Genomic DNA, 24,895 nt, shown 5'->3' with positions numbered 1-24,895 from the left:
AAACCACCTACAAGACTGGAGCCTGCCCGCTGTCAGCTGCCGTCACTTATCGGTCAATCCGGTGTGGGATAAATACAGGGCGAAGCCAAGGAGCAGTAGTGCAATGACAATTGATGAGGCGTTAACGCACTGCCTCAAACTCATGCCCACACGCCAGGCAATGACTCAGCCACTCGCCCAGAAACAAATTGAGCTGGGCCTTTTCGTCTGGCTGGTGCATGTCGGCGTTGGGGTAGGGATAAATGCCGCGAAAGCGCCGCGCATGCTCGGCGCCGATGACTTCGGCCATGCGTGCGTCGTGGTATACCTGAACCTCGAGCACCGGCACCGGCAGCCATGGCAGGCTGTGTTCCTGGCGGACTTGCAGGGTGGTGGTGTACGGGCAGTCGAGCAATACTTCGACGGCCAGTACGCCCAGCATCTGGTCGCCCTGGGTGACGGCGACGCGGCGTGAGCGCTGTTCGTTACGCATGTCGGGCAGCAGGCGCATCAGGCGCGCGTAGTTGGCCTCACACGCAGCCTGCAGCCCGGCAAGGTCGACACGATAGCGCTCGCGTAATAGATTCACGACCATAAACCCCTTATCTCCGCACGATTCAGCGCCAGCCATTGCAAGGCGATGATCGTCGACGCGTTTTTGATTGTTCCGTCTTTCATCGCCTGCATTGCGTCATCGAATGACCAGACTGTGACCCGGATGTCTTCGCCTTCGGACTCAAGCCCGTGAATTCCGCCTGCCCCTTCACTGCTGCACTGCCCCAGGTACAAGTGAACAAACTCATTACTGCCACCTGGAGAAGGAAAGTATTTGGTGATGGGCCAAAGCGAGCGGAACACCAGTCCAGCTTCCTCCTCTGCCTCGCGATGAGCAACTTCTTCCGGCTGTTCATCCTTGTCGATCAGCCCGGCGACCAGTTCGATCAGCCACGGGTTGCTGGTCTTTTCCATGGCACCCACGCGGAACTGCTCGATGAGCACCACTTCGTCACGCTTGGCATCGTAAGGAAGTACACAAACCGCATCGTGGCGAACGAAAAGCTCGCGGCTGATTTCCTTGCTCATGCCACCTGCGAACAGCTCGTGGCGCACATGCAGCTTGTCCAGCCTATAGAAGCCCTTGAAGCAGTTTTCACGCTGTATGGTTTCAAAAGCGCTTGGTGCAGATCGTGTGGTCTGGGTCATGGGTTTCTCGCTTGCCGCCGTTTTTGACATCGGGCCATCCTAACGCGCATCGACGTTAAGATGCAGCCCCCTTGAAGATGCAGGGTAGACGGCCGGGACTTAAAACAATTCTAATCTGCCATGATCGAACCGAAGACGTTGTTTACAGTCCAACCAGCCTGCATACGCACAACGCAACCGCCTTTACTGACACTGCCAAGGATCAACATGTCGTTATTGAGGATCACTTCACTGGCTTGCCTGGCCCTGTTGCTCGGCGCCTGCCAAAGCCTCTTCACGCCCAACATGCGCACACCGCTGCAGGTCCAGCGCGATGCCTCCGAGCTGATCAAGCCAGGCTGCACCACGGCGGACTGCCCGCTGGTGAACATCGATACCGTGCATTTTCCCGATGAGCCGCGATTGGACGCCATCGTCCAGAAGACCTTGCTGCAACTGACCGTTGCTGACAGCAGCGCCTCGCCGCCTGCGTCTATCAAAGCCTATCAGGAACAGTTCCTGAGCCAGGCCCAGGGCCGCAACAGCAGTTATCTGCAAGCCAAGGTACGCGAGCAGCATGACGGTATCGTGGTTGTCGAACTGTCCAGCTACCTGGATACCGGTGGTGCCCACGGCAACCCTGGCCGGGCGTTCATCAACTATTCGCGTCAGCAGCAGAAAGTTCTGACGCTGGCCGACATGATCATTCCGGGCAAGGAAAGCGAATTCTGGCAGAAGGCCCAACTGGCCCACCAGGGCTGGCTGGTCTCGACCAAGATGAATGAAGACAGCGAGTTCATGAAGACTTGGCCGTTCAAGCGCACGCCACACATCGCGCTGACCTACGGCGCGGTGATCCTCAAGTACTCGGTGGATACCATTGCGCCATATTCGATGGGTCACATCGAGCTGAAGATTCCTTACCCTCAGCTCAACGGCATCCTCAAGCCGGAACTGTTCCCCGGTCGCGGTTGATCGCACCGCCGATCAACAGCTGCAACACGCCAGCGACAACGAGCGCTGGCAGTGTTGCACCGACATTCGGGTAAAAGCCAGCCAGCAGGTGATAGGTGCTGAGCCCGCCCAGCCACGCCAGCAGACTCATCCAGCGCAAACCGCCCTCTACTACCTGACCACTGCGACGACGCAGGATGAAATGGTCGACCAGCACCACGCCGAACAGCGGCGCAAACACCGAGCCGATCAGCAGCAGAAAGTTCTGGTACTGGGCCAGCGGTGCCAGACAGGCGATCAGCGTGCAGATCACGCCGATGGTCAATGCCAGGTGCTCGACCTTGATACGTGACAGCAAAGCACTCGATACCGCCGCCGAATGAATATCGGCGAACGCATTTTCCGTCTCATCCAGCAGAATCAGCAGCAACGGGATACCCAGACCTGCGCCGGCCAGCGCCAGCAGCAAGGCATTGACCTCACCGCTCGGCGCGAACGCCAACGTATAGGCAACGCCCAGACTCATCAGCCAGAAGTTACCGATGAAAAAGCCTGCAGCCGTGCCGCCGAAGACACTTTTCGCACGTTGGCCGAAGCGCGAGTAGTCGGCAATGAGCGGCAGCCAGGACAGCGGCATGGCGATGGCAATGTCGAACCCCGAAGCAAACGGCAGTGAACCGTCCCCGGATGTCGCCCACAGCGCTGCCAGATCAGCCTTGGTCAGCAGGTTCCAGGTCAGCCATGAACACGCGGCCAGCAGTATCCAGATCCCCCACTTGCGCAAGAATCGGCGCACGAAGGTCAATGGTCCGCTGACCGCCAGCAGAGTGGCCAGCGCTCCAAAAAACAGCGTCCAGAGCAGCGGGCTGGTCCACAGACTGCCCTGCGAAAAAGCCCGATCGCCCAACAGACTGGCGGCGTCGCGCATGACGATGATCTCGAACGAACCCCAACCGATCAGTTGCAGCAGGTTCAACACTGTGGGCAGCGATGCGCCTTTGCTGCCCAGGCTGAGTTTGAGGGCTGCCATGGAAGACAAACCGGTGTCACTGCCGATCACGCCGACACTGGCGAGCAGTAAAACGCCCACCAGCGTGCCGAGGAAAATCGCCAGCATCGAGCCGGACATGCCCAGCCCCGGCGCCAGCAAGGCCCCGGTTTGCAGCACCATCAAACCGATGCCGAGGGAAAACCACAGGGAGAACAGATCCCGCCCACCGAATACCCGCTGGCTGGCAGGGATGGGGGTGTCGGGAGAATAGGTGCCAGGTGTGTTCACGTTGGTGTCTCGTGTGGGGTGTTGATCGGTGATTCGGGATCGGACGCGGAGCTTCCAGAACAGCGCTACCACGCAGAGCGTGGGATCATCGCAATTATCGTGCGGCGCTCTGCGTCGCATGCCGTTCTGGACGCTCTGCGTCCTCTTGACGACGCAGAGCGTCGAGACCTGCATTCCCACGCTGGAGCGTGCGGAACGATAATCGCAACTATCGTGCGACGCTCCGAGTCGTAAAGCCCAATGCTGGAGCGTAGCGATAACCGCTAGCGGTGTTCTGTCGTGCACGTACCGCTTTCTACACCTTCTTGTACAACTGGCTGCCTTCCTGCTTGAAGCGCTCGGCCTGCTCGGCCAGGCCTTTGGCGACATCGACGTCGACTGCTTCGATCCGCTGGTTGGCGGCGTACTCGCGTACTTCCTGAGTGATTTTCATCGAGCAGAATTTCGGCCCGCACATGGAACAGAAATGCGCGACCTTGGCCGAGTCCTTGGGCAGGGTTTCGTCGTGATAAGAGCGTGCGGTGTCCGGGTCCAGGCCAAGGTTGAACTGGTCTTCCCAGCGGAACTCGAAACGCGCCTTGCTCAAGGCGTTATCACGGATCTGCGCCCCTGGATGGCCTTTGGCAAGGTCCGCTGCGTGGGCAGCGATCTTGTAGGTGATGATCCCGGTCTTCACGTCATCCTTATTCGGCAGCCCCAGGTGCTCTTTGGGCGTGACGTAGCACAGCATGGCGCAACCGAACCAGCCAATCATCGCGGCACCGATGCCCGACGTGATGTGGTCATACCCCGGCGCAATATCGGTGGTCAGCGGGCCCAGAGTGTAAAACGGCGCTTCGTCGCAGCATTCCAGCTGCTTGTCCATGTTTTCCTTGATCAACTGCATCGGCACATGACCGGGGCCTTCGATCATGGTCTGCACGTCGTGCTTCCAGGCGATCTTGGTCAGTTCACCCAAGGTTTCCAGCTCACCGAACTGCGCCGCATCGTTGGCGTCGGCAATCGAGCCAGGACGCAAACCATCGCCCAGCGAGAAGCTGACGTCATAAGCCTTCATGATTTCGCAAATGTCTTCGAAATGGGTGTACAGGAAGTTTTCCTGATGATGCGCCAGGCACCACTTGGCCATGATTGAACCACCACGGCTGACAATCCCGGTCACACGTTTGGCGGTCAGCGGTACATAACGCAGCAACACACCGGCGTGGATGGTGAAGTAATCAACGCCCTGCTCGGCCTGCTCGATCAGTGTGTCGCGGAACAGCTCCCAGGTCAGGTCCTCGGCCGCACCGCCGACTTTTTCCAGAGCCTGATAGATCGGCACAGTGCCGATCGGCACCGGCGAGTTGCGGATGATCCATTCACGGGTTTCATGAATATGCTTGCCGGTAGACAGGTCCATGACCGTGTCAGAACCCCAGCGAATGCCCCAGGTCAGCTTGGCGACTTCTTCTTCGATGGAAGATCCCAGCGCGCTGTTACCGATGTTGCCGTTGATCTTCACCAGAAAGTTACGGCCGATAATCATCGGTTCCAGTTCGACGTGGTTGATGTTGGCCGGGATGATCGCGCGACCACGGGCGATCTCTTCGCGCACGAACTCGGCAGTAATTTCCTTCGGGATGCTCGCGCCGAAGCTGTGCCCCGCATGCTGCTGGGTCAGCAGGCCAGCGGCACGGGCTTCCTGAAGCTTCATGTTTTCGCGGATGGCAACGTATTCCATCTCGGCGGTAATGATGCCCTGACGCGCATAGTGCATCTGGCTGACGTTGGCCCCCGCCTTGGCCCGGCGCGGGTTGCGCACATGAGCAAAGCGCAGCGCAGTCAGTTCGGCGTCGCTCAGGCGTTGCTGGCCGAAGTTGGAACTCAGGCCGGGCAGACGCTCGGTGTCATTGCGCGAGTCGATCCACGGCGAGCGAACATCCGCCAGGCCTTTACGCACGTCGATGATCACGTTGGGGTCGGTGTACGGGCCGGAGGTGTCATAGACCGTGACCGGCGCGTTGATCTCGCCGCCGAAGTCAGTCGGTGTGACGTCCAGAGTGATTTCGCGCATCGGCACGCGGATGTCCGGGCGTGAGCCCTGAACGTAGATTTTCTGCGAACGGGTAAACGGCTGTACCGATCCGGAATCGACTTGTGCCGACTCGCTCAAATGGGCTGCGTTTTTTAGTGTTGTACTCATCACGGGCTCTCCAGACATCCGGTTGCGGATTTATTGTCGGAGTGACCTGACGTGACGGACGGGTGCACCAGTGCTGGTGCTGAGTATCGAAAGGAGACGTACGCTGTTCATTTTTTGAACAATCGACCCCGGACGATACTCAAGAGGACTCGCCGGGAGACGAGAAATCTTGTTCCCTACGCAGGCGCTAACCTGATCAGGTTCAACGGGATCCGGTTTAACCGATCTCAGCCTCATAGCAAGGCACCCCGACAAGAACGCGATCAGTCTATGCCGGGGCGCGGTCGCAATGCCAGCCTATTTGCACAGGGCTCGATAAATGGCGCAAATCGCCGATTGTTGCTAAAAGAGTCTGGCTCTACACTCGCTAACCCGGTTTCGCTTAAAACCGTGATTACTTTCTTCATGAACAGGGAATGCCTCATGCTGCGCAAACTTTCGTTGGTTGTGGCCGTTTCGTTTGCGTCCAGCGGCCTGACGTGGGCAGCCGATGTGCCACTGCCGACCCAGACAGGTCTGCTGAATGTCTATCAGCAGGCGGTGGACAACAATGCCGACCTTGCGGCATCCCGCGCCGATTACGATGCCCGCAAGGAAGCCGTACCGCAGGCCCGCGCCGGTTTGCTGCCGAACATTTCCGGCAGCGCACAAAGCAACAATACCCGCACCAGTATCGACCAGCCAAGAGCCGTGGCCACCCGTAGCGGTAACGTCTATCAAGCCACCCTGAGCCAGCCGATCTTCCGTGCCGACCGCTGGTTCCAGTTGCAGGCCGCCGAGGCGAGCAACGAGCAGGCGGCACTCGAGCTGTCGGCTACCGAGCAGAACCTGATCCTGCAAGCGGCACAAAGCTATTTCAGCGTGCTGCGCGCCCAGGACAATCTGGCCTCGACCAAGGCCGAGGAGGCAGCGTTCAAACGCCAGCTCGATCAGGCCAACGAGCGTTTCGATGTCGGCCTGTCGGACAAGACCGACGTGTTGCAGGCGCAGGCCAGCTACGACACCTCGCGTGCCAGCAGGATTCTCGCCAAGCGCCAGGTGGATGATGCGTTTCAAGCCCTGGTGACGCTGACCAATCGGGAATACAACTCCATCGAAGGCATCGTGCATACCTTGCCTGTGCTGGCGCCAACGCCGAACGATGCCAAGGCCTGGGTCGACACCGCAGCACAACAGAACCTCAACCTGCTGGCCAGTAACTACGCCGTCAACGCTGCCGAGGAGACCCTGCGTCAGCGCAAGGCCGGGCATGCCCCGACACTCGATGCCGTGGCGACTTATCAGCGTGGCGACAACGACGCACTGGGTTTCAGCAACCCTAACTACACCGGGCGCAATTATGGCGGCGACGTCGAGCAGCGCAGTATTGGTGTGCAGTTGAATATCCCGATCTACAGCGGTGGCCTGACCAGTTCACAGGTACGCGAAGCCTATGCGCGCCTGAGCCAGAGCGAGCAACGCCGTGAAAGCCTGCGTCGTCAGGTGGTGGAAAACACGCGTAATCTGCACCGGGCGGTGAATACCGATGTCGAGCAGGTCCAGGCCCGCAAACAGTCGATCATCTCCAACCAGAGCGCGCTGGAAGCCACCGAAATCGGTTATCAGGTGGGCACCCGCAACATCGTCGACGTGCTGGATGCGCAGCGCCAGTTGTATGCCTCGGTGCGTGACTACAACAACACGCGCTATGACTACATCCTCGACAACCTGCGCCTCAAGCAGGCAGCCGGCACCCTGAGCCCGGGCGACCTGCAGGATCTGTCACGCTACCTGAAGGCTGACTACAACCCGGACAAGGACTTCCTTCCGCCCGACCTGGCAACCGCCGCGCAGAAGAACTTCGAGCGACCTGCAAAGCGCTGAGATTGCTGACCGATCTGGATGCTCTGCGCCCGACTTCAAGTCATGCAGCGCGACGCAGATTTGTGACGCGGAGCGTCACCCAAGGCATTCCCACGCTGGAGCGTGAGGAACGATAGGCGTCTGGACGAGCTCAACTATCGTGCCGACGCTCTGCGTCGGCATGCAGTTCTGGACGCTCCGCGTCCTCCGACTCAGCGCCTGCCCATCAACCGCCCGATCCCGTCGAGCAGGCGTTGCAGCGCGCCCTGATTGGCCTTCATCACAGCCAGCCCTGCATCGGCCATGCTGCGAGCCTGCTGTGGCTGGTCGAAAAGCCCCTGCACGGCGGCGGCCAGCGTGGTCGCATCGCTGACCTCTTGCAACGCACCGGCAGTGCGCAGCATGGCGGCAATCTCGAGGAAGTTGAACAGGTGCGGGCCGCTGAGCACCGGTTTGGCCAGCGCAGCAGGCTCCAGCAGGTTGTGGCCGCCGTTAGGCACCAGGCTGCCGCCCACAAAAGCGATATCCGCCAGCGCATAGAGAAACAGCAATTCGCCCATGGTATCGCCCATCAGCACCGAGACGTCCGGCGTGACAGCCTGCGCGGATGAGCGCCGAACCGTCGCAAAACCCTGCTGCTGACACAGCGCATGCACGCTGTCGAAACGCTCGGGATGACGCGGCACCAGGATCAGCAGCGCATCAGGATGGCTCGTCAATAACGTGCGATGAGCTGAAAGAACGCTTTCATCCTCGCCTGCATGGGTGCTGGCGGCGATCCATACCGGACGCTGCGTCGCCTGCCATTGCTCACGCAAGTGCGCGGCACGTTCCAGCAATTGCGGGTCAATACTCAGGTCGAACTTGATCGAACCGGTCACTGCAACGCACTCGGGACGCGCGCCCAGATCACGAAAGCGCTGCGCCTCGACTTCTGTCTGCACCGCGAACCAGGCCATTTGCGCCAGCATCGGCCGGGCAAGCTTGGCAAAACGTGCGTAGCCCCTCGCCGAGCGCTCCGAAAGCCGCGCATTGGCGAGCACCACGGGGATCCCGCGCAGGGCGCATTGGTGGATGTGGTTGGGCCACAGCTCGGTTTCCATGATGATGCCCAGCCGGGGCTGCACATGATCGAGAAAACGCCCTGCCGCCCAAGGCAAGTCATACGGCAGGTAGCAATGCTGAATGCGCGGTTCGCTGGCGAACAGCGCCATGATTCGTTCCGAACCTGTGGGCGTCATGCAAGTCACAGTGATCGGCAGTTGGGGGTATTGCAGCAGCAGCGCGCGAATCATCGGCGCGGCCGCGATGCTTTCGCCCACTGACACCGCATGCACCCAGATACCACCGCGCTGCATGGCAGGCAGGCCGCTGGCGAACCGCTCGCCGATACGTTGGCGATATGCCGGAGCCTTGCGCGCACGTAACCACAGGCGCAGGGCAACCAGTGGCAGGCCGAGATGAAACAGTAGGGTATAAAGGGTTCTATTCATGGGCGCGGAGTTTATCAGCCCGCCATCACAAGTCGCTAGAATGCGCAGCCTGACAAAAAGGAATGCACCATGAACGCTTATTACCTGCTGGCTATCGCCGTTTGCGCGGAAGTCATCGCCACCACCTCCATGAAAGCCGTGAAAGGGTTCAGCACTCCCCTGCCGTTGTTGCTGCTGATCACTGGTTATGCGATTGCATTCTGGATGCTGATTCTGGTGATGCGCACGATCCCGGTCGGCATCACCTACGCCATCTGGTCGGGCATGGGCATTGTCATGGTGAGCATTGCGGCGTTCTTCATCTACGGCCAGAAACTCGACCTGCCCGCGTTGTTGGGCATGGGCATGATTGTGGCTGGCGTAGCCGTCATCCAGCTGTTCTCGAAAACCGCCGGGCATTGAAAAGCCGATCCTTTATAATGCTTGTACTTTTTGCTCACTGAGGTGCTCATGCCATCGGTTATTTCCACTGACGTGCTGATTGTCGGGGCTGGCGTAGCCGGTCTATGGCTCAACGCCCGGTTGCGTCGTCAAGGGTTCTCGACAGTGCTGGTAGAAAGCGCCAGCCTGGGTGGCGGGCAAAGCCTCAAGTCTCAGGGGATCATCCACGGCGGTGCCAAGTACGCGCTGCACGGCGCGCTTTCCGGTGCCTCCGAGGCCATCGCCGATATGCCGCGCCGCTGGCGTGAAGCTCTCGATGGCAAAGGCGAGCTGGACCTGTCCGGTGTACGCCTGCTGTCCGAGGCCCACTACTTGTGGTCGCCAGGCACCATCGCCGGCAATCTCACCAGCTTCTTCGCCAGCAAGGCGGTGCGCGGCCGTGTGGATCAGGTCAAGGGCGAGCAATTACCGCCCGCACTGCAAAACCCCAAATTCAAGGGCAAGGTCTATCGTCTCGCGGAACTGGTGGTCGATGTGCCGAGCCTGATCGAGCGACTCGCCGAGCTGGCCGGTGACAGCCTGCTGGCCGGTCAGAATGTTGAGCCGCTGTACGAGGGCGATGAGCTGGTCGGGCTGCGCGTCGATGGGCGCGATATTCATGCCCAGCGCATCGTACTCAGTGCTGGCGGTGGCAACGCCGACCTGCTCAATGCACTTGGCGTATCGCAACCGCAGATGCAGCGCCGCCCGTTGCACATGGTGCTGGTCAAGGGCCCGACCCTGAAACCGCTGTTCGCCCACTGCCTGGGTGGCGGTCCCAAGCCGCGCATCACGGTTACCACCCACCCTGCGGCTGACGGCCAGTGCGTGTGGTACCTGGGTGGCGATCTGGCTGAGGCCGAGGGCGTGGTGCGCGAGCCGGACGCGCAGATCGCCGTCGCCCGCAAGGAGCTTGAAGCCCTGCTGCCGTGGGTCGACCTGAGTCAGGCACAATGGGCGACCCTGCGCGTGGACCGCGCCGAGCCTGCCCAGTCGGGGCTGGTGCGGCCAGACAACGCCTTTCTCGACAGCCAGCGTCGCCTGATGGTTGGCTGGCCGACCAAACTGGCACTGGCTCCGGACTTCGCTGACCGGGTTCTGTCGCAGCTTTCGAGAGATGGCATCCATCCGACACCGCAGTCACCACTGGTTGATGTACCAAGGCCGCCGATGGCCATACCTGTCTGGGATGAGCTGCTGCCATGAGCCTGAAAACCCTGCACGACCTGCATCGCCCGCTGGGCAATAGCGGCCTGAGCGTATCGCCCCTTGGCCTGGGCACCGTCAAGCTGGGCCGCGACCAAGGCGTCAAATACCCCAGCGGCTTCAAGATTCCCGATGACCAGCAGGCGCAGATGCTGCTGCGCATGGCCCGCGACATGGGCATCAACCTGATCGACACTGCACCCGCCTATGGCACCAGCGAAGAGCGCCTGGGACCGCTGCTGCGCGGTCAGCGCCAGGACTGGGTGATTGTCAGCAAGGTCGGCGAAGAATTCGACAACGGTCAGTCGAGCCATGACTTCAGCGCTGAGCACACCCGCAAATCGGTCGAGCGTAGCCTGAAACGACTTGAAACCGATTTTCTCGATCTGGTGCTGGTGCATTCGGACGGCAACGACCTGGCGATCCTCAACGAGGCCGAGGTGTATCAGACCCTCGCCGACCTCAAGCGCGAAGGCAAGGTTCGCGGCTTCGGCTTTTCCGGCAAGACGGTCGAAGGCGGCCTGTTGGCATTGCGCGAGGGGGATTGTGCGATGGTCACCTACAACCTCAACGAGCAAGGCGAGAAACCGGTGCTGGATTACGCTGCCGCCCACGGCAAAGGCATCCTGGTGAAGAAAGCGCTGGCCAGCGGTCATGTCTGTCTGACGCCGGGCACAGACCCGGTGCAGGCCAGTTTTCAGCTACTGTTTAAACATCCGGCGGTAGCCAGTGCTATTGTCGGCACCATCAATCCGTTGCACCTGGCGCACAACGTTGCAACTGCCGCTGCCGTGATTTGCCGTCAAGCCTGATTGAGGCGGCCGACCCCAACGCAAGAAGGAGCCGTTATGCCGCGAACACTGATCCGCAAGAACCCCAGCAACTTCAAGACCCTGCCGCTGTTTGTCGAGGCCACGCCGGAAGGCCTGAGCTACCAGAGCATCGGCATGCCGATGAACTTCGCGCAGACCTTGCAGCGGCGGCGCAAGATCGACGTGCCAGACACCGAACGTTTCTCCACCGAGCTTGCCAATCTGGGGGTGTCCGTTCGCCTTACCGTCAGCTGGCAGAATCGCGATTACTGGGTGCTGGTTCGCCAGCGTCGCCAGGACCGTGGCGACGTCGTACTCAAGCTGATCTCGGGTTATGTGCCGGCCCACGAACTGACCCTGCCACTGCATACCGCCATTCAGGAAGTGGCCGAAGAGTGCATGATCGAAACGCCTCAGGGCTGGCTGAGTGGACTGTTCAAAGAGACCTGGCTGCCTGCGCCATATGCCGCTGCGCTGCATTATCGCGAGGCCATGCCCTTTCGTCTGAGCCCGCTCTCCGGCGCAGCGCGGCCGGTGCGAAGCGGCAGCCTGACACTGCTGGAACGCCCACGGGCTTATGTGCATTTACCCACCGCGTCCTTGCAGCTGATTTACGACATGCGCCTGGAAATCCCCAAGGAAGCGCGCCCGGTCAGCCTTTTCCATGTCGATGAAGTGCTTGAAAACGATCAACTGGTCGCCCGCCTCAACCGCAGCAAACCCGACCTGTACCTGATGCCGCTGGAAAATGGAGTGCCGCTGCCCGAGCTGTACACGCTCAAGCGCGACAAACTGATTCCGGCTGGCACCCGAGGGCTGTACCTGGCCGAAAGTTTCGCCGCGCAGGATGGCTGGATCGTGCGTGAGGAACGAATTCGCTGGAAAGACTGGCTACGCCAGCAGGGCATGGCCCCACCGGCGAAGAAGTCAGGACTGAAACGCCTGACCGGAAAAGCCCGTGAGCTGCTGCACGCCATGAGCGGCAAGCTATGAGCCTCAAGCCTTTTGATTTGCCTTGGCTTACGGCTTGCAGCTAAAAACTATCCCTGCCCGCGGATCTTCTCGACAATTGCCGTAGTCGAGCTGTTTTCCACCAGCCCCAACACACGCACATCGCCACCGTACGCCTGGACGATATCGGCACCGACCACCTGGTCAACGCCGTAATCACCGCCCTTTACCAGTACGTCCGGTTTGACGTGACTCAGCAGATTTTCAGGGGTGCCTTCAGGGAAGCTGATCACCCAGTCCACTGCACCCAACCCTGCCAGCACGGCCATACGCCGGTCGACACTGTTGATCGGACGGCCCGGCCCTTTCAGGCGGCTGACAGACGCATCATCGTTGACGGCAACGATCAGACGATCACCCTGCGCGCGCGCCTGCTCCAGGTAGGTCACATGACCCGCGTGGAGGATGTCGAAGCAGCCATTGGTGAAGACGATTTTCTCTTTGTGCGCGCGCGCATCATCGACCGCCAGCAATAGTTGCTCCAGCCCCAGCACGCCGCGCTCGGAACCTTCTTCACGCTGAATGGCGCGGCGCAGTTCCGGGGCGCTGATGGCTGCTGTACCCAGCTTGCCGACCACAATGCCTGCTGCCAGATTGGCCAGCGCCACCGCATGCGGCAGTTCCTCGCCCGCAGCAATCGCTGCTGCGAGAGTGGAAATTACCGTGTCACCGGCGCCGGTCACATCGAACACTTCGCGAGCGCGGGCTGGCAGATGCAGCGCCTGCTGATCAGGACGCAGCAGGGTCATGCCATGTTCACCACGGGTCACCAGCAGAGCGCCCAGGTCAAGCTCCTGCATCAGCTGCGCGCCTTTGGTGACCAGCTGTGCCTCGTCTTCACAATGCCCTACGATGGCTTCGAATTCGCTGAGGTTCGGCGTAATCAGGCTGGCACCGCGATAAATCGTGAAATCCTTGCCCTTGGGATCAGCCAACACCGGGATTCCGCGTTTGCGGGCAGCCTGAATCAGTGCCTGATGGTTTCTCAGCGCGCCCTTGCCGTAATCGGACAGGACCAGCACCTTGATGCCATCCAGCAGGCTGTAGACCTCTGCACTCAGTGCCAGCGGGTCAGTATTGAACGCCTCTTCGAAGTCGATACGCAGTAGCTGCTGATGGCGACTGATAACACGCAGCTTGACGATAGTGGGCTGATTGGCAATGCGCTGAAAACGCGCCAGCACACCCGCTGCTTTCAGGCTGTTGGCCAGACTTTCTGCGGCCTCGTCGTCACCCGTCACACCGACCAGCGAAGCCGGTGCGCCCAGTGCAGCGATGTTCAAGGCCACGTTGGCAGCGCCGCCCGGACGGTCTTCGATTTGATCGACCTTGACCACAGGCACCGGCGCTTCAGGGGAAATACGCGAGGTGCCGCCATGCCAGTATCTGTCGAGCATCACATCGCCAACCACCAGGACAGGGGCCTGATCAAAGCGCGGCATGGATAACTTCATGGAACTACCCGTACTTTAAAAATAGACAGGGGCGGAATCTTAGCACAGGGGTTTATAACCGACAGGCTGTTGAATCACACCGCCCGAAGGCAGGCAGGCCGCAGGGGCCCGCCCGGTGAGAGCGAGGTCAGACTGCCCCGACAGGTGCCGGCTCGTCCAGACCCATGGCATGCAGACGGGCGTAATAGCCGTTCTGTGCCAACAGCTCGGTATGCGTGCCGCGCTCGACGATCTGCCCGGCGTCCATGACCAGAATCATGTCGGCCTTTTCGATGGTCGAAAGGCGGTGAGCGATGACTAGCGTGGTTCGGCCCTTCATGACGTGATCCAGGGCCGCCTGGATGTGGCGTTCGGACTCGGTGTCGAGCGCCGACGTAGCTTCGTCGAGGATCAGCAGCGGTGCGTTTTTAAGCAGTGCGCGAGCAATGGCCAGACGCTGCCGCTGACCACCGGACAGCAGCACGCCGTTTTCGCCCACCTGAGTATCGAACCCCTGCGGCAACTGGTCGATGAACTCTTTGGCATAGGCATCGGCGGCGGCCGCTTCGATGTCGGCACGTGGAGCACCTGCCAGATCGCCATAGGCAATGTTGTTGGCGATCGTGTCGTTGAACAGCGTGACGTTCTGGTTGACCTGGGCGATGTGCCTGCGCAGGTTGCGCAGGCGGTAATCATTGACTTCAACGCCATCGAGCAGGATGTTGCCCATCTCGTGCCCGTAAAAACGCGGTATCAGATTGGCCAGGGTCGATTTACCGCTGCCGGAACGGCCTACCAGCGCAATCATCTGCCCAGGCGCTGCGGAGAAACTGATGTCGTTCAACACCTGACGCTCGGTCTGCGGGTAGAAGAAGCTGAGGTTCTTCACCTCCAGGTGGCCGGCCACGCGATCACGCTCGATCGTGCCGGTATCGACTTCTTCTTCCACGTCCAGTTGTTCGAAGATGCTCTCGGCCCCAGCGACGCCTTTCTGGATCGTCGAACTGACTTCCGACAGCTGGCGAATCGGCTTGGGCAGCAGACCGGCAGCAGTGATATAGGCAACCAGATCGCCCGCGGTAGCATCGCCTCGCAGGAACAGCACCAGAAACATCAACACCGCCATGGCGCTGTAGATCACCAGTTGCAGCATCGGTGTGTAGATGGCACCGGTTTTGGTCATGCGCAGTTGTTTGCGCGTATTGCTGTCACTGGCCTGAGCGAAGCGGTTCTGTTCGTAGGACTCGCCACCGAAGCTGCGTACCACGCGATAGCCCTGAATGGTTTCCGAGGCAACGTGCGTAACATCGCCCATCGCTACCTGAATCTTCTTGCTCTGCTTGCGGAATTTCTTGCTCGCACTGCCGACCATGACGGCAATCAGCGGCAGGATGGCGAGCATGACCAGGGTCAGCTTCCAGTTCATCATCAACAGATAGATGAACAGGAAAACCACGGTCAGACCTTCACGAATCACCACTTTGATGGCATCGGTGGCGGCACCGGTGACCATCGTGACGTTGAATGTGATACGCGAAATCAGGTGGCCGGAGTTGGTCGTATCGAAGTAACGATTGGGCAGTACCAGCAACTTGTTGAACAGCTCCACCCGCAGGTCATGGACCAACCCGAGAGACACCTTGGCCAGGAAGTAGTTACCCAGGAAAGAGCCAAGCCCCTGCCATGCGGCGATCAGAACGATCAGCAACGGCACTGCCTGCAACAGTTGCAGCTCACGCAGATAAGGCACATTGGGGAACAGCACGGCTTCAGGATTGGTCAGGCCATCGACGAAGTATTTCAGGATGCCGGCAAGCATTGGCTGGGTCGAGGCGAAGATCACGAAACCAATGATGCTGAGCAGGAAGATGCCCACATACGGACGCACATAAGACAACAGACGGAAATAGATTTTCACGCTGGAAGTCGAGGACGATTCGGAGGTTGTCATGAGAATCCGTCGTATTAAAAAGAGGCCGAATTGTATCACAGCAGTTTTCGCGGCTGCCTGCTGCGGTAACATAGGCGGCTCGTCCATTCCCAAGGGTTTCTGACCGCTGCTTGAAGCCTGCAAATCCGGCTTCTGTATGACGACCAGTAGCCCTTGGGGCGTAAAAACCGGAGTATCGATGCAAGCGCTTGACCACGCCCATTACCTTGATCTGGTTCAAGGTGCCGAAGTGCTTGAAGCCGATGGCACGGGCGACAAAGTACTACGTCTGCGTGACGGCTCCATGTTGAAATTGTTTCGACGCAAACGCCTTGTCAGCTCGGCAGCCTGGTATCCCTATGCCCAACGCTTCGCAGACAACTGTGAAACGCTGATCAAACGCGGCATTCCCTGCCCGCGCATACGCTCGGTAAGCCGCATCGCCGAAATCGAGCGCGATGCCGTGCATTATGATCCGCTGGCAGGCTTCACCCTGCGCCAGCTATTGGGCAGTGCGGTGGCCGACGACAAGCTGCGCAGGCAACTGGGAAGCTTCATTGCCCACCTGCATGAAAAGGGCATCTACTTTCGCTCGGCCCATCTGGGCAACGTTATCCTCACACCGGAAGGCACCCTCGGCCTGATCGACATTGCCGACATGAAAACCTACCGCCGCGCATTGCGTAAAAGCCTGCGCCTGCGCAACTTCAAGCACATGTTGCGCTATCAGGAAGATCGCCAATGGCTGCTGGACAACGGCAACCCGGCCTTCCTCGATGGCTACATGAGCGCTCAGAGCCTGTGCGACACGAGCGAACTGGTTCAGGCTATTCAGTAACACTTTCATAAAAAATGGCCGCTTTCAAAGCGGCCATTTTTTATCTTACTGCTGCTGCCGGAGCCGATGCGCCTGCACAATACGGCCCAGCACCATCGTTGCCGGTAACAATACCAGCACCCAAAGCTCATCCGGGTTACCGACCAGCTGGCCACCGTCAAAGTTGAGCATCAACAGCGCACAGGCCAGGTAAAGGCCCCAGGCATCACCGTTGCGCAAGGTGTTCCACAGCGTCATCGCCATCACGACCAGAAACATCACCAGCGAAGCCGCGCCGGTGTACAGCCCCAGCGACACGAAAATGTTGTGTGGATGCTGGATGGGCATACCGCCCGTTAGAGTCTGGGTGGTATAAAAATCGACACCACAACCCAGCACCCAGCCGCAGCGACGCCATTCACCGGTCATGATTTCAAACAGCTCGACGCGATAGGAGTCGCCTCTGACCATCAGCAGAGCGACCCACTGCTCATCTTTCACAAGCCAGAAGCCTATGGCAGCCACAACGCCTGTCACCACCAAGGCCACTGCTGTGCGCAGCGGAAAGCGGTAAAGCGAATACGCTGCGCACATGGCAAACAGGAAGGCTGCGCCCACCAGCGCGGTGCGGGTCTGGACGACGAAAGCCGTTAACACCAGGGTAACAAGAACTGCAGACACCGCTTCAATCCAGCGCCGCTCTCTGGCCCATAGCGGCAGTGCCAGGGCAAGGCTGCAAACCAGCCATGCGCTGGTGTAGATCACATTCTCCATACGCCCCGGAAGAATGGCCACACGCTGACCGAACTCGAATTTCCCGGTTACCCAGCTGTAAATGCTGCTGAGCAGAATGTACAGGCAGATGGCCCAGAACATGCCGCGCACGAACAAACCGCGCCGGAAGAAACCGTTTTCCGTAATACCGGCCACGACAAAGACAAACAGGCTGACGTAGACAATATGCTTGTAATACTGGAACTCCTGCGCTTGCAGCGCCGGCACCAGAAAACACGCCATGAATACAGCCCAGGCTATGCCCAGCGGCTCTGCAAACACCCCGGCGCCGCGGTACTTGATCAAGAAGAACAAGCCCGGCAAGGCGGTGAATGCGTAAAACAGATTGTTGGTGATCTTGGCTGACGGGTTAAGAATGAAACTCAGCAGGAAGACAACAATCGCTACGGTGAAATACGTCTGTACTTTGTTGCTGGGGATTGTGATTCGGTCAACTGACATTATTGAGCAACCAACCTGTTACCAGACCAGCAAGCACAGCGATGATCAGCTTGACGCGATCACGACGCTTGCGACGCTGTTTGTCGAGCCGCTCCTGCGGCACCACCACATGCTCACCGAACCCGGTGTGCAATACGGCATCATTTTCCAGAATCAGAGCGTAACGGTTTTGCGACGCGAATAATTGTGAAAGTTTCTTCTCGCCACCATGCTCGGCATACGGCGCATGCTGCTGGTAATCAGCCAGGCGGCGCAGCCCGGGATTGAAGGAAAAACCCTGCCACTCCGGCTTGTGCGAGCCCAGCTTGTAAAACGGGATACCTTCGAACACTTCACGCTCGTTCAGGTAAACGTAAGGGCTGTGGATACGCAGATCATGATTGTAGCTGCGCAACCAGACCTGCAAGGCCTGAGGGTCGTGTTCCAGCAGCGTCATCGACTCTTCGATGAAGTGCGGGCGGTAGAAATCCCAGTCGTCTTCGCAATGGAACACCCAGGACGTTTCGATCAGCGAATAGGCCGCATCGACAGAGCGCATCTGCCCCAGCTTGGGGTTGTTGATGATGAAGCGCGTATGCGGGTGCCAGTGCTCGGGAATGCACGCCTGGACCCGGGCATCGCCGGAGTCTTCGGTAATCAGCACATGGCGTATGGGCGCAGTGTTGAAATGGTCGAACGTTTCCAGAGTGCGCTTCAACAGGTCGAACCGACCACAACTGGTGACAACCAGCGTAATGTCGCTGTTTTCGCTGAATACCATCATTCGTTCCCAATCATTGAATATTCATAATTCCTTACCATCCCAACCGTGACCGCAGACGATCGAGCCAGCTCATCGCCGGCATGCTGCGCAGCGGCGAATGCATTGCGTCCACGATGGCTTTTCCAAGGGCATGGAATGTAAAGCGTTCTTCGACCAAAGTCTGCCCATTACAGGATATTTCGCTGGCCAGCAGGGTGTTCTCGCGCAACATCGCCAGCTTTTCACGAAGCTGGGGAATGTCGCGATAGAGCACGATGTTGTGCATGTCGACAAAGCCCAGCGCGCGGTTTTCTTCAGCGCCCTGATCAAAGGCCAGCAGCACGCAACCGCAGGCCATGGCCTCGAAATTCTTGATCATGTACTCGCCCATGCCGACATCGGCACTGACGAAAAAGCGGATGCGGTTAAGGGTGTCGCAATACTCTTCCCCGGACTTGGTACGCGTGACGAGCAGATTCTCGACCTGCCCCAACTCATCCAGCAACGCCTTGCGGCCGCTGTAGGCCACACTGTTGGTGCTGCCCACGAACGCCAGTTCGATGTCACGCTCACGCGCCTGCAATTGCAGCAGGCTCTGGTCATAGCCCTTGGGCACGAACACCGCGTCGAAGCCTTCCTGGCGCAGGCGCTCGCTGACCATGAACCCCGAGCAGATCACCCGCGCCCAAGGCAGCTTGCGATAGTGCGCACTGAACTTGCCGGTGTATTTGCAAGGAATGTAGTTCTGGTAGGCATCGTGTTCAAGGATGACCAGGTTGGGAATCGTGCGGATGAACCCGACCTGACGCACTTCCTGCTTGAAGCGCAGGAAAAACACGATCCGGTCATAACGGCTGACGTCCACTTCGCGGCGGAAATAGCCACGCAGGTTGCGTTGCTCCGCGGAACTCAGCCAGCGCACATCGCATTCGCAGTGTGCCGCGATGCCGTCATAGAGACGGTCCAGAATCGCACGCTGCTCTTTCTGGACCAGAAGTAGAACTTTCATGGTTTTCCTTGCAGTACTGCGCCTGCTGAATCAGATGTCACGGCTGCGCCAGAACAACTCGTGTCGTCGCACAGCTTTGCGGAAGAATTCGTTTTCGCCTTCTGCCGGCCAGTGGCGACCGGCCAGAACGCGTTGCAACGTACGGCGCACACGGCGTTTGAACGGCATCGGCGGCAACAGGTCATGCATCATACCCAGCGCCATTGCCTTGTCGCGTTGGGCCGCAACCGATAAGTGCAGGCTGTACGGTACCAGCGGCAGACTGGCATCGAATACCGGCGGCAGGCTGATGCCACTGTAGGCATCGCCCATTGGCCAACGGTCGTTGTCGTGCAAGTGGTTGGCGTAACCGAGCACCACGTCTGGCTGCCATTCAAGACCGGCCAGCGCTTCACGCACGGCTGCCTGGGCACAGATATGGTCGGGATGCGGATCGATGGCCGGGTGCGGCATGACAATAACCTGCGGCCTGGCCTTGAGGACCAGTGCACGCAGGTCGGCGAGCAGGTTATTCCAGGTCGGCAGGCCGTCATCGCCGGGCAATGGTAGCGTATTGAACTGGCGAAACAACCGCGTATCGGTCAGATCCGCCTCACGCGAAGCGACCGGCGTATCCGGCGCGGCCTGCATGGCGGGTAACTGCAGGCAGAAATAACCCAACTGCACACACTGAGACTCAGGCACACCGCCCCAACGTGCGACGGCGATGCTGTCCCAGGCCCGCAACCGGCCTTTCATGCGCGCAGCTTCGGCGCGCTGCATGCCCATCTGGCGATAATGTTCAGCCTCGATCTCACCGGCGGTCAGCGTGACAATCCAGGCTTCCTCGGCCTGGCTGTAAAGCCCGAACGCGGCGAGCTCGGCATCGTCGGCATGCGGTGCGATGACCATGACACGCTGCTTTCGCGCATCCGCCTGACGAAACAGCCAGAGGCGCGGCGTACCAGCAAGACAACAGAAACGTCCGCGCAGTTGCAGGGCACCCGCAGCAAGCGGCTCGCCAAGCCCGGTCAGGTTCAGATAACGCACGCCGCAAACGCCACGCTCGAAGGCCTGCCGGTCACTCAAGGCCTGCCCCTGCAACTCCACCACCGGGTCGAGAAAACGTCCCAGCCAAGTGCTTTTTACTGTCAGTGCCAGTATCAATGTTTCGTCGCCGTTCAGTTGCACGGCGGGGTCGATCAGCAACGTGCCACCGTCCAGGCGGACGCTTGGTACTTCGCTGTCGGCCGGAAAACTGTACTGATAGTCGTCGGCGGGTGAATAAAACAGATGATCGGCAAACCAGGCTTCATGGGCGACCCATGCGCAAACAGCCACGAGCGGCACCAGCCACCAGAACGTCAACAAGCCGATGGCAATCAACAGCAGCAGGCCACCCAGTAACGCCAGCCGCTTGTTACGGCGATGGCGCTTGAGCAACTGTTGCTTGCGACTCAAATCTGGAACACCGGAACGGGGTTGCACCATCGGTCCTTGTACTCGCGGTCGGCACGACCAAAGGAAAAACGCAGTGATTTGCCCAAGGCGCGGGCGTTCTCCCAGGCGGACTGGGTATTGACGAAACTCAGCACGCTGCCGGGGCTGAAGTCCCGGGTTTCGGGATCGACACCGCCGTTGACGTACTCGATGCTGACCCACTGCGGCGCTTCGACGCGATACACCAGTTGAATGGCAATCGGCGCATCGTTGAGAAACACCACCGAACCGATCAGCAGTTCACGCAGCAATTCGATGACCTCGGCCTTGTGCCGGGCACCGGTGGCCTCAAAGCCCCAGCGACGCTGAAACAGATCGCAATACATACTCGCCAGCTCGGCGCTGCTGAACTCGCTGACAGGTCTTACCGTGCCGCCAGCCTCCTCCAGCAAGCGAAGTTCACGACGCTGGTTGTAACGAAATTTCTTGGACAGTTCTTCGGGCGTACGCGCCATCGCCAGCGATTCGGTCTGCGGCCTGAAGGTGCTGATGCGGCCCTCGTTGAGCGCAGACACATAGCGGGCACGATGGCGGACCGGGACCTGAATGTCATCGGCCACCGGCAAAATCAGCTCGGCGTTGCCCAGGTCGAACAGGCCTTTCTTGCCGTGACGCTTGAGTTCGTCCTTGGACAGCGCCAGCGAACGCCCCCAGGTGGCAATCGCTGCCTTTACTTCGCCGCCCTGCTCCCAGGCCAGATAACGCACAGCAATACCGGAAAACGCCGACAGGCGCGCAACGACCAGCGGATGAGTGGCTACGCTGCCACCCAACCGTTGCCATGCCTGCTCGTAAGCAGCCGCGTCGATCTGCACCCAGCCACGCTCGCGCCAGCCTTTGAATCGATTGAGCATCAGGCCCCCGCCGTCAGGCTGGAGACTTGCGGCAGCCGCCAGAAGACATCGCGCACAGCATGATCGGAAAAGCGTTCGCGCAAACGCAGCAACATGCGCTCGGCGCAGTCCTGACGCTGCTCGGCGTCAAGACCGGCCATGTGTACCAGGCCGTGCGCCAGGCTGTGAACATCACCCAGCGGGAACAGCAGACCCACGTCTTCGACCACTTCCTTCGCGCCGCCGCAGGACGTTGCAACCAATGGCACACCAGCCACCATCGCCTCCAGCAGGACCATGCCGAACGGCTCGTGGTCAGAGCTCAGGGCGAATACATCGAACGCCTTGAAGTAGCGGCGGGCGTCAGGCACCTGCCCAAGAAACAGCACGTGCGGACCAATGCCCAGCTCCAGCGCAAGCGCCTTGAGGTTTTCTTCCAGGCGGCCCTTGCCGAGAATCACCAGCTGGCTGTTCTCGGGAAGATTGGGCAGAGCCTCGGCAAAACCGCGCAACAGCGTGGCCTGATCCTTGTCCGGATGCAGGCGACCGACGTTGGCGACGATCCACGCCGAGGCAGACAGGCCCAGCTCTGCGCGGGCATCTTCAGCGGAAAACTGACTGCCCTGCAGTTGCTCGACGTCGATCCGGTTGTACAACGTCTGAATGCGGTCGGCCGGCCACTTGGGCAGGCTGCTGCGCATGTCGTCGCGGACCGCATCGGAAACACCGAGCAGGCTCAGGCGCTTGCGAAACAGGTTGGCGAACAGCTTGCGACTGCGCCGGTGATAATCGCCGAACGCATGATGCACACCGATCACCGGCAGCTTCGTCGCCAACAGGGCGATGTACACCGGCTTGAAGCGGTGCGCGATGCAAAAGCTGAACGAGCGCGTCGCGGCAATTTTGCGCAGGTCACGGATGGCACCCAGCTTCAGGCCACGAATGGCGCTGGAGCTGTATTCCATGAACAGCACTTCGTCCGAACCGCAGTCAGCGACGACATCCGGATCGGCGGCACCGGTCAGAAACACCGTCGTCACCCGATAACCCTTGCCGGCGAACAGGCTGGCGTATTGCCGTGCGCAGTCCAGAAACGGCCCATCATAGCCGTGACAGAACTGCAGTACGTGACGATCAGCCGAGCGTGTCATAAGCCTCGACGCCCTCTTTGACCACCAGAATGTCTTCCATGATCAGGTACTCGAGGTCCGAGCCGAAGAACATGTTCAGCGCATCGGTCGGCGAACAGATCATCGGTTCGCCACGGCGGTTGAGCGAGGTGTTCAGGGAAACGCCATTGCCGGTCAGTTCTTCCAGCGCCTTCATCATGTCGTAGTAGCGCGGGTTGTATTCGCGCTTGAGCACCTGGGCACGGGAAGTGCCGTCTTCATGGACGACTTCCGGAACACGGGTTTTCCACTCTTCCGCCACTTCGAAAGTGAAGGTCATGAACGGTGCCGGGTGATCGATCTTGATCATCTGCGGCGCGACGGTGTCGAGCATCGACGGGCAGAAAGGCCTCCAGCGCTCGCGGAACTTGATCTGATGGTTGATACGGTCGGCTACCCCGGTAACGCTCGGGCAACCGATGATCGAGCGACCACCCAGCGCACGCGGACCGAACTCCATGCGTCCCTGGAACCAGGCGACCGGGTTGCCCTTGACCATGATTTCGGCAATCCGCTGTGGCGTATTGTCGATCTGACGCCAGACCGGCTTGCTCGGGTGACGGGCACAGGCTGCGATCACGTCTTCGTTGCTGTACGCCGGGCCAAGGTAGACGTGTTCCATCTTCTCGACCGGCACACCGCGAGCGTGGGACACATAAGCCGCGGCACCGACCGCCGTACCAGCATCGCCGGACGCAGGCTGCACGAACAGTTCCTTGACTTCAGGACGGGCAATGATGCGCTGGTTGAGCTTGACGTTCAGCGCACAGCCACCGGCGAAAGCGATCTTGCCGGTCTCCTTGAGGATGTCACCCAGGTAGTGATCCATCATCTGCAACGCGAGCTTTTCGAACAGTGCCTGCATGCTCGCGGCATAGTGAATGTAGGGCTCGTCGGCTACGTCGCCAACGCGTTTCGGGCCGAGCCACTCGATCAGCTTCGGCGAGAAGTAGAAGCCCTTGCCGTTCTCTTTATAGCGACGCAGGCCAATGACATTGGCCAGCTCGGTATTGATGATCAGCTCGCCGTTCTCGAACGTGGCCAGACGCGAAAAATCATACTTGCTGGCATCGCCGTACGGTGCCATGCCCATCACCTTGAATTCGCCGTCGAGCATCTCGAAACCGAGGAATTCGGTGATAGCGCCATACAGGCCGCCCAGCGAGTCCGGATCGAAGAATTCCTTGATCTTGTGGATCTTGCCGTTTTCGCCATAGCCGAAGAAGGTCGTGGCGTACTCACCCTTGCCGTCGATGCCCATGATCGCGGTTTTCTCGGTGAAACCGGAGCAGTGGTAGGCGCTGGATGCGTGGGCCAGGTGATGCTCGACCGGCTCGATCTTGATCTTTTTCGGATCGAAGCCCAGTTGCTCGAGGCACCAGACGATCTTGTTGCGGTAGCGCTTATAGCGGCGGTTGCCCATCAGCAACGCATCAAGGGCGCGATCCGGCGCGTACCAGTAGCGCTTGGCGTAGTGCCAGCGGGCCTTGCCGAACAGGCTGATGGGGGCGAACGGAATTGCAACCACGTCGACGTCCGAAGGCTTGATGCCTGCCTGTTCCAGACAGAACTTCGCCGACTCGTAGGGCATGCGGTTCTTCGCGTGTTTGTCACGAACGAAGCGCTCTTCTTCAGCCGCTGCTATCAGCTTGCCGTCGATATAAAGCGCTGCGGAAGGATCATGGCTAAGGGCGCCGGACAGGCCAAGGATCGTCAATGCCACTAGGGTCTAGCCTCTTTAGTCTGCATGCAGGCGCATTGCGCCCGAGAAAAGGTGTGCCCCCGCACAGCGGGCTGAGGGCAGCTAAAGGGCGGGATTATAACGTAATGACCAAGGATTGGCTCGACGCGCTGAAATGTCATCGGGGATGCCCGCCAGACGGC

At 59.7% G+C, this 24,895-nt stretch carries 21 protein-coding genes and 1 riboswitch; of the genes, 7 read left to right on the top strand and 14 right to left on the bottom strand.

Features of this window, described 5'->3' with window-relative positions:
- Positions 1-121: 121 nt before the first annotated feature.
- Positions 122-574 (bottom strand): DUF1249 domain-containing protein, encoded by a 453-nt coding sequence (locus AC4ANE_RS02850; protein ID WP_002551796.1) that lies wholly within the window; start codon positions 572-574, stop codon positions 122-124.
- Positions 565-1,182 (bottom strand): NUDIX domain-containing protein, encoded by a 618-nt coding sequence (locus tag AC4ANE_RS02845; RefSeq protein ID WP_002551795.1) that lies wholly within the window; start codon positions 1,180-1,182, stop codon positions 565-567. The genes AC4ANE_RS02850 and AC4ANE_RS02845 overlap by 10 nt, the downstream gene beginning before the upstream one ends.
- Positions 1,183-1,389: 207 nt before the next feature.
- On the opposite strand from AC4ANE_RS02845, the gene AC4ANE_RS02840 reads away from it, so the two are divergent.
- A complete protein-coding gene (locus AC4ANE_RS02840) occupies positions 1,390-2,136 on the top strand; it encodes an RsiV family protein (RefSeq protein WP_004654549.1) in 747 nt (248 codons plus the stop codon).
- Here the strand turns inward: AC4ANE_RS02840 and cytX are convergent.
- Both cytX and thiC read right to left on the bottom strand, forming a co-directional pair.
- Entirely contained in the window at positions 2,105-3,394 is a 1,290-nt protein-coding gene (gene cytX / locus AC4ANE_RS02835) for a putative hydroxymethylpyrimidine transporter CytX (protein ID WP_002551793.1), read from the bottom strand. The genes AC4ANE_RS02840 and cytX overlap by 32 nt on opposite strands.
- A gap of 295 nt (positions 3,395-3,689) precedes the next feature.
- Entirely contained in the window at positions 3,690-5,579 is a 1,890-nt protein-coding gene (gene thiC / locus AC4ANE_RS02830) for a phosphomethylpyrimidine synthase ThiC (RefSeq protein WP_005731099.1), read from the bottom strand.
- Positions 5,580-5,735: 156 nt separating this feature from the next.
- Positions 5,736-5,840: riboswitch (TPP riboswitch) on the bottom strand.
- Positions 5,841-6,002: 162 nt separating this feature from the next.
- Here thiC and AC4ANE_RS02825 point away from each other — a divergent pair.
- Positions 6,003-7,442 (top strand): TolC family outer membrane protein, encoded by a 1,440-nt coding sequence (locus tag AC4ANE_RS02825; RefSeq protein ID WP_002551791.1) that lies wholly within the window; start codon positions 6,003-6,005, stop codon positions 7,440-7,442.
- A gap of 191 nt (positions 7,443-7,633) precedes the next feature.
- Here the strand turns inward: AC4ANE_RS02825 and waaA are convergent, their stop codons facing one another.
- Positions 7,634-8,914 (bottom strand): lipid IV(A) 3-deoxy-D-manno-octulosonic acid transferase, encoded by a 1,281-nt coding sequence (gene waaA, locus AC4ANE_RS02820; RefSeq protein ID WP_002551790.1) that lies wholly within the window; start codon positions 8,912-8,914, stop codon positions 7,634-7,636.
- A gap of 69 nt (positions 8,915-8,983) precedes the next feature.
- On the opposite strand from waaA, the gene AC4ANE_RS02815 reads away from it, so the two are divergent.
- From AC4ANE_RS02815 to AC4ANE_RS02800, 4 genes are read left to right on the top strand one after another with little or no spacing between them, the layout of a single operon-like run.
- Positions 8,984-9,316: an SMR family transporter gene (locus tag AC4ANE_RS02815; RefSeq protein WP_002551789.1), complete on the top strand. Its 333-nt coding sequence runs from the start codon at positions 8,984-8,986 to the stop codon at positions 9,314-9,316.
- A gap of 48 nt (positions 9,317-9,364) precedes the next feature.
- The gene (locus AC4ANE_RS02810) at positions 9,365-10,540 is read left to right on the top strand and encodes an NAD(P)/FAD-dependent oxidoreductase (protein ID WP_002551788.1); all 1,176 of its coding nucleotides are present in this window, start codon (positions 9,365-9,367) and stop codon (positions 10,538-10,540) included.
- Positions 10,537-11,352 carry an aldo/keto reductase gene (locus AC4ANE_RS02805; RefSeq protein WP_002551787.1) on the top strand — a complete coding sequence of 272 codons (816 nt, stop codon included), beginning with the start codon at positions 10,537-10,539 and terminating at the stop codon, positions 11,350-11,352. Before AC4ANE_RS02810 ends, AC4ANE_RS02805 begins: the two co-directional genes overlap by 4 nt.
- A gap of 36 nt (positions 11,353-11,388) precedes the next feature.
- Positions 11,389-12,345, top strand: a complete 957-nt coding sequence (locus tag AC4ANE_RS02800; protein ID WP_002551786.1) for a hypothetical protein — start codon at positions 11,389-11,391, stop codon at positions 12,343-12,345.
- Positions 12,346-12,392: 47 nt separating this feature from the next.
- On the opposite strand, the gene hldE is transcribed toward AC4ANE_RS02800, so the two are convergent.
- A complete protein-coding gene (gene hldE / locus AC4ANE_RS02795; RefSeq protein WP_002551785.1) occupies positions 12,393-13,817 on the bottom strand; it encodes a bifunctional D-glycero-beta-D-manno-heptose-7-phosphate kinase/D-glycero-beta-D-manno-heptose 1-phosphate adenylyltransferase HldE in 1,425 nt (474 codons plus the stop codon).
- Between the two features lie 127 nt (positions 13,818-13,944).
- Positions 13,945-15,747, bottom strand: coding sequence for a lipid A export permease/ATP-binding protein MsbA (gene msbA / locus AC4ANE_RS02790; protein WP_002551784.1), 1,803 nt, complete (start codon positions 15,745-15,747; stop codon positions 13,945-13,947).
- Between the two features lie 178 nt (positions 15,748-15,925).
- On the opposite strand from msbA, the gene AC4ANE_RS02785 reads away from it, so the two are divergent.
- The gene (locus tag AC4ANE_RS02785) at positions 15,926-16,564 is read left to right on the top strand and encodes a BUD32 family EKC/KEOPS complex subunit (RefSeq protein ID WP_002551783.1); all 639 of its coding nucleotides are present in this window, start codon (positions 15,926-15,928) and stop codon (positions 16,562-16,564) included.
- 45 nt (positions 16,565-16,609) lie between these two features.
- Here the strand turns inward: AC4ANE_RS02785 and AC4ANE_RS02780 are convergent, their stop codons facing one another.
- Genes AC4ANE_RS02780 through AC4ANE_RS02750 form a run of 7 tightly spaced genes read right to left on the bottom strand, consistent with a single transcriptional unit; the run spans position 16,610 to position 24,734 of the window.
- Positions 16,610-17,779, bottom strand: coding sequence for an O-antigen ligase family protein (locus tag AC4ANE_RS02780; protein WP_002551782.1), 1,170 nt, complete (start codon positions 17,777-17,779; stop codon positions 16,610-16,612).
- A complete protein-coding gene (locus AC4ANE_RS02775) occupies positions 17,769-18,542 on the bottom strand; it encodes a glycosyltransferase family 2 protein (protein WP_019742285.1) in 774 nt (257 codons plus the stop codon). The genes AC4ANE_RS02780 and AC4ANE_RS02775 overlap by 11 nt, the downstream gene beginning before the upstream one ends.
- A 31-nt stretch (positions 18,543-18,573) precedes the next feature.
- A complete protein-coding gene (locus tag AC4ANE_RS02770; protein ID WP_002551780.1) occupies positions 18,574-19,530 on the bottom strand; it encodes a glycosyltransferase family protein in 957 nt (318 codons plus the stop codon).
- A gap of 30 nt (positions 19,531-19,560) precedes the next feature.
- A complete protein-coding gene (locus AC4ANE_RS02765) occupies positions 19,561-20,970 on the bottom strand; it encodes a PIG-L family deacetylase (RefSeq protein WP_031594755.1) in 1,410 nt (469 codons plus the stop codon).
- A complete protein-coding gene (locus AC4ANE_RS02760; protein ID WP_002551778.1) occupies positions 20,967-21,863 on the bottom strand; it encodes an antimicrobial resistance protein Mig-14 in 897 nt (298 codons plus the stop codon). The genes AC4ANE_RS02765 and AC4ANE_RS02760 overlap by 4 nt, the downstream gene beginning before the upstream one ends.
- On the bottom strand, positions 21,863-22,993 hold the full coding sequence (locus AC4ANE_RS02755; RefSeq protein WP_002551777.1) for a glycosyltransferase: 1,131 nt from the start codon (positions 22,991-22,993) through the stop codon (positions 21,863-21,865). Before AC4ANE_RS02755 ends, AC4ANE_RS02760 begins: the two co-directional genes overlap by 1 nt.
- Positions 22,977-24,734, bottom strand: a complete 1,758-nt coding sequence (locus AC4ANE_RS02750) for a carbamoyltransferase family protein (protein ID WP_002551776.1) — start codon at positions 24,732-24,734, stop codon at positions 22,977-22,979. The genes AC4ANE_RS02755 and AC4ANE_RS02750 overlap by 17 nt, the downstream gene beginning before the upstream one ends.
- Positions 24,735-24,895 lie beyond the last annotated feature (161 nt).

It is taken from the genome of Pseudomonas sp. Pme6b, from assembly GCF_058129925.1.
The sequence above is the reverse complement of the archived record's forward strand: the minus strand, read 5'-3'. Positions and strand labels throughout refer to the sequence as shown.